Genomic DNA, 15,748 nt, shown 5'->3' with positions numbered 1-15,748 from the left:
ATGGTGGTCTGGTGCTTATTGGCGCCGTCGTAATTGCACGTGATGGTGCCAGCGCCGATGTTGGTACGCGCCCCCACGGTGGCATCACCCAAATAGGTCAGGTGGCCGACTTTGGCCTCGTCACCTAATTGGGCGTTTTTCATTTCAACAAAGTTACCCACATGTGCTTGGCTCCCAGCACGCTACCCGGACGCAACCGCGCAAACGGCCCGGCATCGCTGCCCTCGCCCATCACGGCACCGTCGAGGTGGCTGTTGGCCTTGACCACAACGCCTTTGCGCAGGGTGCTGTCCTTGATCACGCAGTTCGGGCCAATCACCACGTCATCTTCGATGATTACGCGGCCTTCGAGGATCACGTTGATGTCGATCAGCACGTCACGGCCCACAGTGACCTCACCGCGTACATCGAAGCGAGCCGGGTCGCGCAGGGTCACGCCCTGCGCCATCAGGCGGCGGCCTTCGCGCAGTTGATAGTGACGCTCCAGCTCTGCAAGCTGCTTGCGGTCATTGGCGCCCTGCACTTCCATCGGGTCGTGAGGCTGTTCGGTGGCGACTAGCAGGCCGTCACTCACAGCCATTTCGATGACGTCGGTGAGGTAATACTCGCCCTGGGCGTTGTTGTTGGACAGGCGGCTCATCCAGTCGGCGAGCTTGTTGGCGGGGACGGCGAGGATACCGGTGTTGCCTTCGGTGATGGCGCGCTGGGCTTCGCTGGCGTCCTTGTGCTCAACAATGGCGGCGACCTTGCCATCGGCATCGCGCACGATGCGCCCGTAGCCGGTGGGGTCTTCCAGCTCGACGGTGAGCAGGCCCATCTGGCCCGGCACTACGTGCGTGAGCAAACGTTGCAGGGTTTGCACTTCAATCAGCGGCACGTCGCCGTAGAGGATCAGCACCGTGTCAGCGGTGATGAACGGCACGGCTTGCGCGGCGGCGTGGCCGGTGCCCAGTTGTTTGTCTTGCAGTACGAAATTCAGGTCGTCCGCGGCCAGGCGTTCACGCACCACATCGGCACCGTGGCCGATTACTACGTGAATGCGCTGGGGGTCGAGTTGCCGGGCGCTGTGGATAACATGACCCAGCATGGAGTTGCCGGCTACCGGGTGCAGCACCTTGGGCAAAGCCGAACGCATGCGGGTGCCTTGGCCTGCTGCGAGAATGACGATTTCAAGAGACATGAATGGCTACCAATCCTGGGCGGTCCGGCTTCAGACCAAAGAAGTGTTTTGCTAAAAAAGAAAAAGGGTAGCCGAGGCTACCCTTTTTAATCAATCGCACAGTCAGTATTACGACAGATGCCGTTTTACTTCTTGCGGATCTGCTGGAGAGTACGCAGCTGGGCTGCGGCCTCGGCCAGACGGACTGCAGCAGCGCTGTAGTCGAAGTCTGCGCCTTTTTCGTTCAGCGCCTTCTCGGCAGCCTTGACGGCTTCCTGAGCGGAGGCTTCATCCAGGTCGCCAGCACGTTGCACGGTGTCGGCAAGTACCTTGACCATGTTCGGCTGAACTTCGAGGAAACCACCGGAGATGTAAAACACCTCCTTTTCCCCGCCTTGCTTGGTCAGCGTGATCGGACCTGGCTTCAAGCTGGTGATCAACGGCGCGTGGCCCATGGCAATACCCAGGTCACCGAGTTCGCCGTGTGCAATCACCATTTCTACCAGACCGGAGAAAATTTCCCCTTCCGCGCTGACGATATCGCAATGGACTGTCATAGCCATCTGATTGCCTCAACCTGATGAGCGCCCGTTTCCGGGCGCTTGGATTACAGTTTCTTGGCTTTCTCGATCGCTTCTTCGATGCCGCCGACCATGTAGAACGCTTGTTCTGGCAGGTGGTCGTAGTCACCGTTGAGGATGCCTTTGAAGCCAGCGATGGTGTCTTTCAGGGAAACGTATTTACCCGAGGCACCGGTGAAGACTTCAGCCACGAAGAACGGCTGCGACAAGAAACGCTGGATCTTACGAGCACGGTTTACCAACTGCTTGTCGGCTTCCGACAGCTCGTCCATACCCAGGATCGCAATGATGTCCTTCAGTTCTTTGTAACGCTGCAGCACGTACTGAACGCCGCGAGCGGTGTCGTAGTGCTCCTGGCCGATCACGTTCGGGTCCAGCTGGCGCGAAGTCGAGTCGAGTGGATCGACCGCTGGGTAGATACCCAGGGAAGCGATGTCACGGGACAGTACGACGGTGGCGTCCAAGTGGGCGAAGGTGGTCGCTGGCGACGGGTCGGTCAAGTCATCCGCAGGTACGTATACCGCTTGGATCGAAGTGATCGAACCTTCCTTGGTCGAAGTGATACGTTCTTGCAGAACGCCCATCTCTTCAGCCAGGGTCGGCTGGTAACCTACTGCCGAAGGCATACGGCCCAGCAGTGCGGATACTTCAGTACCGGCCAGGGTGTAACGGTAGATGTTGTCGACGAACAGCAGAACGTCGTTACCTTCGTCACGGAACTTCTCGGCCATGGTCAGGCCGGTCAGTGCTACGCGCAGACGGTTACCCGGCGGCTCGTTCATCTGACCGTAAACCAGTGCCACTTTGTCCAGAACGTTGGAGTCCTTCATCTCGTGGTAGAAGTCGTTACCCTCACGGGTACGCTCGCCCACACCGGCGAACACGGAATAACCGCTGTGCTCGATGGCGATGTTACGGATCAGTTCCATCATGTTTACGGTCTTGCCTACACCGGCACCACCGAACAGACCGACTTTACCGCCCTTGGCGAACGGGCAAACCAGGTCGATAACCTTGATGCCGGTTTCCAGCAGGTCGTTGCCGCCCGCTTGCTCGGCGAACGAAGGTGCTGGACGGTGAATGCCCCAGCGCTCTTCGGTGTCGATCGGGCCGGCTTCGTCAATCGGGTTGCCCAGTACGTCCATGATCCGGCCCAGGGTCGCTTTACCGACCGGTACGGAGATGGCTGCGCCGGAGTCGATAACGTCCAGACCGCGCTTCAAGCCTTCGGTGGAACCCATCGCAATGGTACGAACTACGCCATCGCCCAGCTGCTGCTGAACTTCCAGAGTAGTTTCCGCGCCTTGTACTTTCAGCGCGTTGTAGATGCTCGGTACGCTGTCGCGTGGGAATTCCACGTCGATAACGGCGCCGATGATTTGAACGATACGTCCGCTACTCATAGCTGGATCCTCTGAATATTTGAACCGTTAAACCGCGGCAGCGCCGCCGACGATTTCCGAGATCTCTTGGGTGATCGCAGCCTGACGCGCCTTGTTGTAGATCAGCTGCAAATCGCTGATCAGATCACCGGCGTTATCGGTAGCGTTTTTCATCGCGATCATCCGCGCCGCTTGTTCAGCTGCGTTGTTCTCGACCACCGCCTGGTACACCTGCGACTCCACGTAGCGCACCATCAAGCCGTCAAGCAGCTCTTTGGCGTCTGGTTCGTAGAGGTAGTCCCAGTGGTGCTTGAGTTCCTGATCCGGAGTCGCCACCAGTGGAATCAATTGCTCCACGGTTGGCTGCTGGGTCATGGTGTTGATGAACTTGTTGGATACCACGGACAGGCGGTCAATCCGGCCTTCCAGGTACGCATCCAGCATCACCTTCACACTGCCGATCAAATCATTGATCGACGGTTCTTCACCCAGGTGGCTGATAGCTGCAACGACGTTACCGCCGAAGTTACGGAAAAAGGCCGCACCCTTGCTACCCACAACACACAGATCGATCTCGACGCCGTTTTCGCGGTTTACCGCCATGTCCTTGACCAGGGCCTTGAACAGGTTGGTATTCAGACCACCACACAAACCACGGTCACTGCTCACTACCACATAACCCACACGCTTGACGGCGCGCTCGATCATGAACGGGTGGCGGTATTCCGGGTTGGCGTTGGCCAGATGCCCAATTACCTGGCGGATACGCTCCGCATAAGGACGGCTAGCAGCCATGCGCATTTGTGCCTTGCGCATTTTGCTTACCGCCACTTTTTCCATGGCGCTGGTAATTTTTTGCGTGCTTTTGATGCTCGCAATCTTACTGCGAATCTCTTTTGCGCCTGCCATGTAACACCTATCAGGTTAGCAAGCGGGAGCCTTGCGGCTCCCGCTGCGGCTTACCAGGTTTGGGTGGCCTTGAACTTCTCGATACCGGCTTTCATGCCAGCGTCGATATCGTCATTGAAGTCACCCTTCACGTTGATCTTCGCCATCAATTCGGCGTGATCGCGGTTGAAGTAAGCAATCAGCGCTTGTTCAAAGCTGCCGACCTTGGCGATTTCAACGTCGGTCAGGAACCCACGCTCAGCGGCATACAGCGACAACGCCATGTCAGCGATCGACATTGGGGCGTATTGCTTCTGCTTCATCAGCTCGGTAACGCGCTGACCATGCTCAAGTTGCTTACGGGTCGCTTCGTCCAGGTCAGAAGCGAACTGGGCGAATGCCGCCAGTTCACGGTACTGAGCCAGAGCGGTACGGATACCACCGGAGAGCTTCTTGATGATCTTGGTCTGAGCGGCACCACCCACACGGGATACCGAAACACCGGCGTTCACTGCAGGACGGATCCCGGAGTTGAACATGGCCGATTCCAGGAAGATCTGACCGTCGGTGATGGAAATCACGTTGGTCGGAACGAACGCGGAAACGTCGCCAGCCTGGGTTTCGATGATCGGCAGTGCGGTCAGGGAACCGGTTTTGCCGGTCACTGCGCCGTTGGTGAACTTCTCTACGTATTCTTCCGAAACGCGGGAAGCACGCTCCAGCAGACGGGAGTGGAGATAGAACACGTCGCCTGGGTAAGCTTCACGGCCTGGTGGACGGCGCAGCAGCAGGGAGATTTGGCGATAAGCCACTGCCTGCTTGGACAGATCGTCATAAACGATCAGCGCGTCTTCACCGCGGTCGCGGAAGAATTCACCCATGGTGCAACCGGAGTACGGTGCCAGGAATTGCAGCGCAGGAGATTCCGAAGCACTGGCAGCCACGATGATCGTGTTGGCCAGGGCGCCGTTTTCTTCCAGCTTGCGAACCACGTTGGCGATGGTCGATTGCTTCTGACCAATGGCGACGTAGACGCAGAAAATGCCGCTGTTCTTCTGGTTGATGATCGCGTCGATGGCCAGAGCGGTTTTACCGATCTGACGGTCACCGATGATCAGCTCACGCTGGCCACGGCCGACAGGAATCATGGCATCGACAGCCTTGTAGCCAGTCTGTACAGGCTGGTCTACCGACTTACGCCAGATCACGCCTGGAGCAACTTTCTCGACCGCGTCGGTCTCGGTGTTGCCCAGTGGACCTTTACCGTCAACAGGGTTACCCAGTGCATCGACAACGCGACCCAGCAGTTCCTTACCAACCGGAACTTCCAGGATGCGGCCTGTGCACTTGGCGCTCATGCCTTCAGCCAGACTGGTGTACGCGCCCAATACAACGGCACCTACGGAGTCTTGCTCCAGGTTGAGGGCCATACCGTAGACGCCGCCCGGAAACTCGATCATCTCGCCGTACATGACGTCGGCCAGACCGTGAATCCGCACGATGCCGTCAGATACGCTGACGACAGTGCCTTCGTTACGGGCTTGGGAGGTCACATCGAGCTTGTCGATGCGGCCCTTGATAATTTCACTTATTTCGGAAGGATTGAGTTGCTGCATTGCTCTGCTGCCCCTTCAAACTCAAGATTTCAATGCTTCGGCAAGTTTCGCGATTTTGCCGCGAATCGAGCCATCGATAACCAGGTCGCCGGCACGGATAACAACACCACCAATCAGGGATGCGTCCTCCGAAGCTTGCAGGCGCACTACCCGATTGAGTCGTGCACTGAGAACCTTGGCGAGTTTGTCTTGCTGTTCTTGGTTCAATGCAAAAGCACTGGTCACTTCAACGTCTACCGACTTCTCTGCTTCGGCCTTGTACAGGTCGAACAGAGCGGCGATCTCCGGCAACAGCAGGAGACGGTCGTTTTCGGCAACGACATTGATGAAGTTCTGCACTTTCACATCAAACTTGTCGCCGCACACTTCAATAAAAGTGGCGGCCTTGTTTGCGCTCGTCAGGCGCGGGGCCTTGAGCACGCGCTGCATGGTGTCGTCTTGCGACACTGCTGCAGCCAGGCCGAGCATGGCTGACCAAGAGGCCAGCTGCTGGTGGGCCTGGGCGTGCTCGAAGGCTGCCTTAGCGTAAGGTCGGGCCAACGTGGTCAGTTCTGCCATGATCGCCCTCGCTTAAATTTCAGCAGCCAGTTTGTTAACCAGCTCCGCGTGCGCGTTTTGATCGATTGTGGCACCGAGGATCTTCTCGGCACCGCCGACCGCCAGAGCACCCAATTGGGCACGCAGCGCGTCTTTGACGCCGTTCAGTTCCTGTTCGATCTCGGCATGAGCCGAAGCCTTCACACGGTCAGCTTCGACGCGGGCTTTTTCAACAGCCTCTTCGACGATCTGGTTACCGCGCTTCTTGGCTTGCTCAATGATTTCAGCTGCCTGTGCTTTAGCTTCGCGCAGTTGATGACCCACTTTCTCTTGGGCCAACTCCAGGTCGCGAGCTGCACGACTGGCAGCGTCCAAACCATCCGCGATCTTCTTCTGACGTTCGTGCAAAGCCGCGATGACCGGAGGCCACACGAACTTCATGCAAAACACTACAAAAATGAAGAACGCAACGGATTGGCCAATCAGGGTTGCATTAATGTTCACGCCAACACCTCGCTCATTCGTTGTCCATCACTCCAATCAACTCGAAAATTCGAGTGATCAGCCAGCGAGTTGACCAACGAAGGGGTTCGCGAAGGTGAAGAACAGAGCGATACCAACGCCGATCATGGTTACGGCGTCGAGCAGGCCGGCAACGATGAACATTTTAACTTGCAGCATTGGAACCATCTCTGGCTGACGCGCTGCGCCTTCCAGGAACTTGCCGCCCAGCAGGCCGAAACCAATGGCAGTACCCAGGGCGCCCAGGCCGATCAACAGTGCAACAGCGATAGCGGTTAGACCAACTACAGTTTCCATCTTTCCTCCCGACTTTTACGTCGTATGGTTTAGGTTTTTTAGATTTTAAAGCGGTAAAACAAATCGTTTCATAGCCCTGGTGGGCCACCTTCCCGTTTCACCGGGAAGGACATCAGACTAGTCGAGACTGGCCTTAATGGTTCTCTTCGTGCGCCATCGACAGGTAGACGATGGTCAGCATCATGAAGATGAAGGCCTGCAGGGTAATGATCAGGATGTGGAACACAGCCCACGCCCACTGCAGAACTACGCCCAGGCCGCTAAGCCAGAGCAGACCGCTGCCGAACATCACAGCGATCAGAATGAACACCAGCTCGCCGGCATACATGTTGCCGAACAGTCGCAGAGCCAGGGAAATTGGCTTGGCGATCAGAGTTACGAATTCCAGCAGGAAGTTCACCGGGATCAGCAGGGCTTGAACGAAGATGTTCTTGCTGCCGAACGGGTGCAGGGTCAGTTCGCCGATGAAGCCGCCGATGCCCTTGATCTTGATGCTGTAGAAAATGATCAACGCGAACACCGACAGGGCCATGCCCAAGGTGGCGTTAGGATCCGTGGTGGAAACCGCACGGAATGGAATGTGGTGATCGCCGGAGATCAGGATGGCCAACTGAGGAATCCAGTCGACCGGGATCAGGTCGACGGCGTTCATCAGGAACACCCAGACGAAGATGGTCAGTGCCAGCGGTGCGATCACCGGGCTGCGGCCATGGAAGCTGTCTTTGACGCTGCCATCGACGAATTCGACCAATACTTCAACGAAGTTCTGCAAAGCACCTGGCTGACCGGATGTCGCCTTCTTCGCCGCCATGCGGAAAATCAGGACGAAGATCAGACCCAATGCGACCGACCAACCCAGAGTATCCAGGTGGAAAGCCCAGAAACCCATTTCCTTGGCCTCTGCTGCGGTGTGGGCAAAGCCCCAGCCGCCGTTGGGAAGCTGACCGAAAGTCAGGTTCTGCAAGTGGTGCTGGATATAGCCCGAAGCGGTTGTTTCTGCCATGGTTGCCTCAAACGCCCTAAGGTTTCGAAAGTCTTGTTTTCATTAGCAGGGGAGCGAACCAGCTGACCAGTTGGGTCAACACGAAGACGCCGAATACAGCCAGCGGCGCCAATGGCTTCACACCTGCAAAGGTCAGTGCAAACAGCACTGCCGTCAAAATCAGTTTCCCTGCCTCGCCGGCATAAAAAGACCGGACGATAGCCTGGGCTGCTCGGGCGCCGGAAAACCGAAAGGCCCTGTGAGCAAAATACATATTGGGCAGCAAGGCTATCAGGCCTCCGCAAAGTCCTGAATACCCAGCTACGACTCCATGCCCGTACCAAAGCGCCAACGCGGCGATCAGCAGGATGACAAATTGAGCCAATAAAACCGGGAAAACGGCCAAGCGATGGAACGGCAACGTGTTTGGCGTGCGGGTTTCCATCACTCTTGCTCCTCAATGGTCGGCTGCCGGAAATCAATAACTTGGCATAATTTGTGCCGACAAAATGCGCGCAGAGTATAGGGGCGGTTCTGCCCCTATTCAACTGTCGGGTAGTGATTTCCGATCACGCGCTACATAAGCAAATGTTTCAGCGGATGTGGGCAAGGACGCCTTGAAGCTCATCAAGGGAGTTATATCCGATGACCAATTGCCCTTTGCCTTTCTTGCCGTGGCGAATTTGCACCGCAGAGCCCAGCCGCTCGGCCAGGCGCTGTTCGAGACGGGCAATATCCGGATCAGGTTTGGCTGTTTCGACCGGTGCAGGTTTGCCACTGAGCCACTGGCGAACCAAGGCCTCGGTCTGACGAACGGTGAGCCCTCGTGCGACAACGTGTCGCGCCCCTTCAACCTGCTGATTTTCGGGCAAACCGAGCAATGCACGGGCGTGACCCATTTCCAGATCACCATGGGACAACATGGTCTTGATGACTTCCGGCAGCGCGATCAGGCGCAGCAGGTTGGACACGGTGACGCGGGATTTACCCACCGCCTCGGCCACTTGTTGCTGGGTCAGCTGGAATTCCTGCTGCAAACGCTGCAGGGCGATCGCTTCTTCGATCGGGTTGAGGTCTTCACGCTGAATGTTCTCGATCAACGCCATGGCGATCGCGGTTTCATCCGGCACATCGCGCACCATCGCCGGGATGGTCTCTTTACCGGCCTGTTGGCTGGCGCGCCAGCGGCGTTCGCCGGCGATGATTTCAAAGCGCCCGGCACCAATCGGACGCACCACGATCGGCTGCATCACGCCCTGGGCCTTGATCGAGTTGGCCAGCTCTTCCAGCGCCTGGGGATCCATGTCACGGCGCGGCTGGTATTTACCGCGTTGGATAAGGTCCAGCGGCAGATGCTGCAGCTCGCGCTCGTCGGCCTGCACCGCTTGTTCTTCAAGCGATGTGACGGTCGGACCACTCAACAGTGCATCCAGTCCACGTCCGAGACCTCGTTTCTTGACGGCCATGGGGATTCCTTAAGTTGGCTGGGCTGCAGCGGGGCGGGAAGTGCGGCGTTGACGGCGAACCATCTCGCCGGCCAGCGCCAGGTAGGCAATGGCGCCACGCGAAGTCTTGTCGTACGCCAACGCCGGCATGCCGTAGCTCGGCGCTTCGGCCAAGCGGATGTTACGTGGGATCACGGTGTCATACAGCTGCTCGCCAAAGTGTTCCTTGAGCTGGGCCGACACATCGTTCATCAGGCTCAGGCGCGGGTCGAACATGGTGCGCAGCAGACCTTCGATCTGCAGGTTCGGGTTGAGCAGTTCGGCGATGCGCTTGATGTTATCCACAAGGTCGCTCAACCCTTCCAACGCGTAGTACTCGCATTGCATCGGGATAATCACCCCGTCGGCGGCCACCAACGCGTTGAGCGTGAGCATCGACAGTGACGGAGGACAGTCGATCAAAATGTAGTCGTAGTTATCGCGGATCGGCGCCAGGGCGCTGCGCAGACGGCTTTCTTTCATCTGCATTTCCAGCAGCACCACTTCCGCCGCGGTCAGATCGCGGTTGGCCGGCAGCAGTTGATAACCACCGTGTTCGGAGAAGTGCATGGCCTGGGCCAGGTCGCACTCGCCGATCAGCAAGTCATAGACCGAGTTTTCCAAGCCATGTTTATCCACACCGCTACCCATGGTGGCGTTGCCCTGTGGATCGAGATCGATCAGCAGCACCCGGCGCTTGGTCGCGACCAGGGATGCTGCGAGGTTGATGCAGGTGGTGGTTTTGCCCACGCCACCTTTCTGGTTCGCTATCGCGAATACCTTAGCCATTCTTGCTTGTGTTCCCAATCATGCCGTGCGGCGCAGTATCAGCAGATGGCGTTGGCCTTGGCAACCGGGTACGGCCAAGGCGTGTTCGCTATCGAGGTGGAAGTCTGCCGGCAATGCTAACAGCTCATCGCTTGGATGGACGCCCTTCATTGCCAGCCAGCGGGTTTCACGGTCGCCCAGGTGACGGGTCCAGTTGCTGAAGTTCTCCATGCTGCTGAACGCCCTGGACACGATGCCGTTGAATGGCAGTTCAGGCGTGAAGTCTTCGACGCGACTGTGGATAACTTGCAGGTTATTCAGCTTGAGTTCGAGTTTGACCTGGGTGAGGAAACGGGTTTTCTTGCCATTGCTGTCCAGGCAGGTTACTTGCGACTCGGGAAACAGGATGGCCAGGGGAATACCCGGCATGCCGCCGCCACTGCCGACGTCCAGCCAGCGACCGTTTTCGATGAAGGGCATCACGCTCAAGCTGTCCAGCAAATGCCGGGACACCATCTCGTCGGGATTGCGCACCGCCGTGAGGTTGTAAGCCTTGTTCCACTTGATCAACAGGGCCAGGTAGCCCAGCAGCAATTCGTGTTGGGCGGCGGTAAGGTCGACGCCCAACTGACGCGCACCTGTGGATAACTCTTCGGCGTGTAGCGAGGTGACCAACGAACTCAAGCGCTTTGCTCCAACTGACGGCCCGCGCCGCGTTTTTTCAAATGAATCATCAACAGCGAAATGGCTGCCGGGGTGACACCAGGGATACGTGACGCCTGGCCCAGAGTTTCCGGCCGAGTTATCCCCAGCTTGCTTTGAATTTCCTTCGACAACCCGGAAATCCCGGTGTAGTCGATATCCACAGGCAGCTTGGTGTCTTCACTGGCACGCAGCCGGGCGATCTCGTCCTGCTGGCGGTCAATGTAACCGGCGTATTTGGTCTTGATTTCAACCTGCTCGGCGACCTGTGGATCTTCTGCGCCGCTGCCAGTCACTTCGACCAGGCCAGCGTAGTCGATTTCCGGACGGGACAGCAGGTTCAACAAGTTGTATTCGTGGGTCAGAGGCGTACCGAACTTTTCGGCGATGGCGTCGCCCTGCTCGGTCCCCGGACGAACCCAAGTACTCTTCAGGCGCTGTTCTTCCAGCGTAATGCTCTCGCGTTTTTTGCAGAACGCAGCCCAGCGCGCATCATCGACCAGGCCCAGTTCGCGACCCTTTTCGGTCAAGCGCAGGTCGGCGTTGTCTTCACGCAGGATCAAGCGATATTCGGCCCGGGAAGTGAACATCCGGTACGGTTCCTGGGTACCCAATGTAATCAGGTCATCGACCAACACGCCGATATACGCTTCATCACGGCGCGGACACCAGCTGTCTTTGCCCTGCGCACGCAGTGCTGCGTTGGTTCCGGCCAGCAAACCCTGGGCGCGGCTTCTTCGTAGCCGGTGGTGCCATTGATTTGACCGGCGAAGAACAGGCCGCCGATCACCTTGGTTTCCAGGCTGTACTTCAAGTCACGTGGGTCGAAGTAGTCGTATTCGATGGCGTAGCCCGGACGCACAATGTGTGCGTTCTCCATGCCGCGGATCGATTGCACGATCTGGATTTGCACGTCGAACGGCAGGGAAGTGGAAATCCCGTTCGGGTACAGCTCATGCGTGGTCAAGCCCTCGGGTTCGATGAAGACCTGGTGACTTTCCTTGTCGGCAAAGCGGTGGATCTTGTCTTCGATCGATGGGCAGTAACGCGGGCCGATGCCTTCGATCACCCCGGAATACATTGGCGAACGGTCGAGGTTCGCGGCGATGATTTCGTGGGTACGCGCATTGGTGTGGGTAATCCAGCAGCTCACCTGTTTGGGATGCTGCTCCTTGGAGCCCATGAACGACATCACTGGAATTGGCGTATCACCGGCTTGTTCGGTCATCACCGAGAAATCCACAGAACGCCCGTCGATACGCGGCGGGGTTCCGGTTTTCAAGCGACCGACGCGCAGCGGCAATTCACGCAGGCGTTTGGCCAGGGCAATCGACGGCGGATCACCGGCGCGGCCGCCGGAATAGTTCTGCATCCCGATGTGGATAAGTCCGCCGAGGAAGGTGCCGGTGGTCAACACCACGGATTGCGCGAAAAAACGCAGGCCCATTTGGGTGACGACACCCTTCACTACGTCCTGTTCGACGATCAGGTCATCAGCTGCCTGTTGAAAAATCCACAGGTTGGGTTGGTTTTCCAGGGTTTCACGCACCGCAGCCTTGTAGAGGATACGGTCGGCTTGAGCCCGTGTAGCCCGTACGGCTGGGCCTTTGCGGCTGTTGAGCACGCGAAATTGAATGCCACCCTTATCGGTAGCCATAGCCATGACACCGCCAAGGGCATCGATTTCCTTGACCAGATGGCTTTTGCCGATCCCGCCAATGGCGGGGTTGCAACTCATGGCACCGAGGGTTTCCACGTTGTGCGTCAGCAACAGGGTTTTTACGCCCATGCGTGCTGACGCCAGTGCTGCCTCGGTACCGGCATGACCGCCGCCGATGACGATCACTTCAAAACGGGAAGGGAAATCCACCACGCACCTCGTGCCTGCTTATGTAGGTAATCAGGAATTGTCTGTTGAAAGAGTTTTGGAGCAATGCCGGCAAGTATAGGGACTTAGCCGTTCCTAAAGAACCCTCTGCACAAAATTTAACCAGCTGTGGATGATTCACGGACAATAGAAATTAAAAAGAAAGAAATTTATAAGATCTTTGTTTTTATGTTTATTTCTACTGAGCATCATTTCTGTGGATAGATCGCTACAGGCCTTGTTTTACGTTGTGTACAGCGATTCAAAAGTCTGTGGTCATGTGCCAATGAGGTACTTGGATAAGTGCTTTAAGCCTGTGGATTAAACAGGTGCTTATCCACAGAGGGGTTTTTACTCAGGTTTCGAGCCCTGTTATCAACTGGGCACAGGAGCGGTTATTCACAGGGCTTAATCCACACAAAAGCCTCCATAGGCGTCAATACCGCCCACGGAAAAGCCGTGTCGATCGATGTGATTTTCAAATGAGGTGTTCGAATGCTCTGAAACGAGCGGAACAGGCAGGCGCGAATGGCCTGCCTGGGGTCAGTCCAGGACTATTTACCGATGCAAAAACTGGAAAAGATCCGCCCCAGCAAATCATCCGAGCTGAACGCACCGGTGATCTCACCCAACAGCTGCTGCGCTTGACGCAGATCCTCCGCCAGCAGCTCCCCTGCCCCCGCCAAGGTCAGCTGTGCCCGACCGTGCTCCAGCGCCGCACTGGCATGGCGCAGCGCCTCCAAGTGCCTGCGGCGTGCACTGAAGCTGCTTTCCGAGGTTTGCTCGTAGCCCATGCAGCCTTTGAGATGATCACGCAGCAGTTCAAGGCCATCCCCGGCCGACTTGGCACTCAGGCTGATAGTCACGTGGCCATCTGCACTGGTTTCCAGGGCGATGGCTTCGCCCGTGAGGTCCGCCTTGTTGCGGATCAATGTGACTTTGGCGGGGTCCGGCCGTTGCTCGAGGAATTCCGGCCACAAGGCAAAAGGATCCACAGCCTCCGGTGCCGTGGCGTCCACCACCAGCAACACGCGATCGGCTTCGCCGATGGCCTTGAGCGCCCGCTCCACGCCGATTTTTTCCACCTGGTCGTCGGTATCGCGCAAACCTGCGGTGTCGACCACGTGCAGCGGCATGCCATCAATGTGGATATGTTCGCGCAAGATATCCCGGGTAGTACCGGCAATCTCGGTGACGATAGCCGCTTCGCGACCCGCCAGGGCATTCAACAGACTGGATTTGCCGGCATTGGGCCGCCCCGCGATGACTACGGTCATGCCGTCACGTAGCAAGGCACCCTGCCCGGCTTCGCGCAGCACTGTGGATAACTCTTCGCGGACTTTATCCAGCATTGCCAGAACGTGACCGTCGGCGAGGAAGTCGATTTCTTCCTCTGGAAAATCAATCGCCGCTTCAACATAGATGCGCAGGCTGATCAATTGCTCGGTCAAGTTATGCACACGCAACGAAAAGGCGCCCTGCAGCGAGCGCAGGGCATTGCGCGCCGCCTGTGCAGAACTGGCTTCGATCAAGTCGGCAATGGCTTCGGCCTGGGCCAGGTCGAGCTTGTCATTGAGGAATGCCCGCTCACTGAATTCACCTGGACGTGCCAGGCGGCAACCCAGTTGCAGGCAGCGTTGCAGCAACATATCCAGTACGACCGGACCGCCGTGGCCTTGTAATTCGAGGACGTCTTCACCGGTGAAGGAGTTCGGTCCGGGGAAATAGATGCTCAGTCCTTCGTCCAGCACGCTATCGTCGGCATCCAGGAATGGACCGTAATGGGCATAACGCGGTTTCAGCTCCCGACCGCTGATCACCTTGGCTGCATGACCGGCGAGCGGCCCGGAAATACGCACAATACCGACACCGCCGCGACCTTGAGCGGTTGCAACAGCAGCGATGGTTTCACGGGGAGCGCTCATCAGCAGGTTCCAGGAGAAAAATGACGGAAAGCAAAACGCCCCACTAGGGGGCGTCTTGAGTGGTTACCCACAGAGTAAATTACGCCTCGGCTTTTTTGGTAGCCGCTTCGATTTTACGTGTGATGTACCACTGTTGAGAGATCGACAACACGTTGTTGACCACCCAGTACAGCACCAGACCGGCTGGGAACCACAGGAAGAAGAAGGTGAAGATGATTGGCATCATTTTCATCACTTTGGCCTGCATCGGGTCCGGCGGAGTCGGGTTCAGGCGCTGCTGGATGAACATGGTCGCCCCCATGATGATCGGCAGGATAAAGAACGGGTCTTTGATCGACAGGTCAGTTATCCACAGCATGAACGGCGCCTGACGCATTTCCACGCTTTCCAGGAGTACCCAGTACAGCGAGAGGAACACCGGCATCTGCACCAGAATCGGCAAGCATCCACCCAACGGGTTGATCTTCTCTTTCTTGTACAGCTCCATCATGGCCTGCGACATTTTCTGCCGATCATCGCCATGTTGTTCTTTGAGCGCGGCCAGTTTCGGGGCCACTGCACGCATACGCGCCATCGATTTGTAGCTGGCAGCCGACAGAGGGAAGAAAAGCCCCTTGATAAGCATGGTCAGGAAGATAATCGACCAGCCCCAGTTACCGACGATGCTGTGGATATGTTGCAGCAACCAGAAGATTGGCTGGGCAATGAACCACAGGATGCCGTAATCCACAGTCAGTTCCAGACCTGGGGACAACTCTTTCAGCACTGCCTGGCTTTTCGGGCCGGCATACAGTGTGGCGCTGGTTTCAGCCTTGGCGCCTGGAGCGACGGTCATCGCCGGGCCAGTGTAGCCAATGATGTAATTGCCTTTGCTGTCCTTGCGTGCCAGTACCGCGTTGTTCTGGCCGGGCTGAGGAATCCACGCCGTCACGAAGTAGTGTTGTAGCCAGGCTACCCAGCCTCCGTTCACGTTGTAGGTGATCGGTGCTTTGAGTTTGTCTTCGGCCACTTTATCCATGTCTTTCATGGATACTTTTT

The 15,748-nt window shown here is 57.2% G+C and carries 14 protein-coding genes and 2 pseudogenes; all 16 read right to left on the bottom strand.

What is annotated here, in order from left to right; genetic code table 11:
- A pseudogene (gene glmU / locus JWR98_RS21480) lies at nucleotides 1-1,180 on the bottom strand (bifunctional UDP-N-acetylglucosamine diphosphorylase/glucosamine-1-phosphate N-acetyltransferase GlmU); the annotation flags it as partial.
- A gap of 125 nt (nucleotides 1,181-1,305) precedes the next feature.
- A complete protein-coding gene (locus JWR98_RS21475; protein ID WP_003177061.1) occupies nucleotides 1,306-1,722 on the bottom strand; it encodes a F0F1 ATP synthase subunit epsilon in 417 nt (138 codons plus the stop codon).
- Nucleotides 1,723-1,766: 44 nt separating this feature from the next.
- Nucleotides 1,767-3,143 carry a F0F1 ATP synthase subunit beta gene (gene atpD / locus JWR98_RS21470; RefSeq protein ID WP_003177062.1) on the bottom strand — a complete coding sequence of 459 codons (1,377 nt, stop codon included), beginning with the start codon at nucleotides 3,141-3,143 and terminating at the stop codon, nucleotides 1,767-1,769.
- A gap of 27 nt (nucleotides 3,144-3,170) precedes the next feature.
- On the bottom strand, nucleotides 3,171-4,031 hold the full coding sequence (gene atpG, locus JWR98_RS21465; RefSeq protein WP_003195829.1) for a F0F1 ATP synthase subunit gamma: 861 nt from the start codon (nucleotides 4,029-4,031) through the stop codon (nucleotides 3,171-3,173).
- A 50-nt stretch (nucleotides 4,032-4,081) separates the two neighbouring features.
- Nucleotides 4,082-5,626: a F0F1 ATP synthase subunit alpha gene (gene atpA, locus JWR98_RS21460; protein WP_003177064.1), complete on the bottom strand. Its 1,545-nt coding sequence runs from the start codon at nucleotides 5,624-5,626 to the stop codon at nucleotides 4,082-4,084.
- 21 nt (nucleotides 5,627-5,647) lie between these two features.
- On the bottom strand, nucleotides 5,648-6,184 hold the full coding sequence (locus JWR98_RS21455; protein ID WP_205491144.1) for a F0F1 ATP synthase subunit delta: 537 nt from the start codon (nucleotides 6,182-6,184) through the stop codon (nucleotides 5,648-5,650).
- Between the two features lie 12 nt (nucleotides 6,185-6,196).
- A complete protein-coding gene (locus JWR98_RS21450) occupies nucleotides 6,197-6,667 on the bottom strand; it encodes a F0F1 ATP synthase subunit B (protein ID WP_003177066.1) in 471 nt (156 codons plus the stop codon).
- 57 nt (nucleotides 6,668-6,724) lie between these two features.
- Nucleotides 6,725-6,982 (bottom strand): F0F1 ATP synthase subunit C, encoded by a 258-nt coding sequence (atpE, locus tag JWR98_RS21445; RefSeq protein WP_002555987.1) that lies wholly within the window; start codon nucleotides 6,980-6,982, stop codon nucleotides 6,725-6,727.
- 133 nt (nucleotides 6,983-7,115) lie between these two features.
- Nucleotides 7,116-7,985, bottom strand: coding sequence for a F0F1 ATP synthase subunit A (gene atpB, locus JWR98_RS21440; RefSeq protein ID WP_205491142.1), 870 nt, complete (start codon nucleotides 7,983-7,985; stop codon nucleotides 7,116-7,118).
- A gap of 16 nt (nucleotides 7,986-8,001) precedes the next feature.
- Complete coding sequence (locus tag JWR98_RS21435) at nucleotides 8,002-8,409, bottom strand: F0F1 ATP synthase subunit I (protein ID WP_003177069.1); 408 nt, start codon at nucleotides 8,407-8,409, stop codon at nucleotides 8,002-8,004.
- 148 nt (nucleotides 8,410-8,557) lie between these two features.
- Complete coding sequence (locus JWR98_RS21430; RefSeq protein WP_017528672.1) at nucleotides 8,558-9,430, bottom strand: ParB/RepB/Spo0J family partition protein; 873 nt, start codon at nucleotides 9,428-9,430, stop codon at nucleotides 8,558-8,560.
- A gap of 9 nt (nucleotides 9,431-9,439) precedes the next feature.
- Nucleotides 9,440-10,237, bottom strand: a complete 798-nt coding sequence (locus JWR98_RS21425) for a ParA family protein (RefSeq protein ID WP_003177071.1) — start codon at nucleotides 10,235-10,237, stop codon at nucleotides 9,440-9,442.
- Between the two features lie 18 nt (nucleotides 10,238-10,255).
- Complete coding sequence (rsmG, locus tag JWR98_RS21420; RefSeq protein WP_205491140.1) at nucleotides 10,256-10,900, bottom strand: 16S rRNA (guanine(527)-N(7))-methyltransferase RsmG; 645 nt, start codon at nucleotides 10,898-10,900, stop codon at nucleotides 10,256-10,258.
- Nucleotides 10,897-12,788 (bottom strand): annotated as a pseudogene (gene mnmG, locus JWR98_RS21415) (tRNA uridine-5-carboxymethylaminomethyl(34) synthesis enzyme MnmG). Before mnmG ends, rsmG begins: the two are co-directional and overlap by 4 nt.
- Before the next feature lie 551 nt (nucleotides 12,789-13,339).
- The gene (gene mnmE / locus JWR98_RS21410; protein ID WP_205491138.1) at nucleotides 13,340-14,710 is read right to left on the bottom strand and encodes a tRNA uridine-5-carboxymethylaminomethyl(34) synthesis GTPase MnmE; all 1,371 of its coding nucleotides are present in this window, start codon (nucleotides 14,708-14,710) and stop codon (nucleotides 13,340-13,342) included.
- A gap of 79 nt (nucleotides 14,711-14,789) precedes the next feature.
- On the bottom strand, nucleotides 14,790-15,748 hold a 959-nt coding region (gene yidC / locus JWR98_RS21405; RefSeq protein ID WP_205491136.1), incomplete at its 5' end, for a membrane protein insertase YidC.

The sequence above is a fragment of the Pseudomonas lactucae genome (assembly GCF_016937615.1).
GTDB lineage: Bacteria > Pseudomonadota > Gammaproteobacteria > Pseudomonadales > Pseudomonadaceae > Aquipseudomonas > Aquipseudomonas lactucae.
Note: the sequence above shows the minus strand (reverse complement) of the source record. Positions and strands in the feature narration are given on the sequence as shown.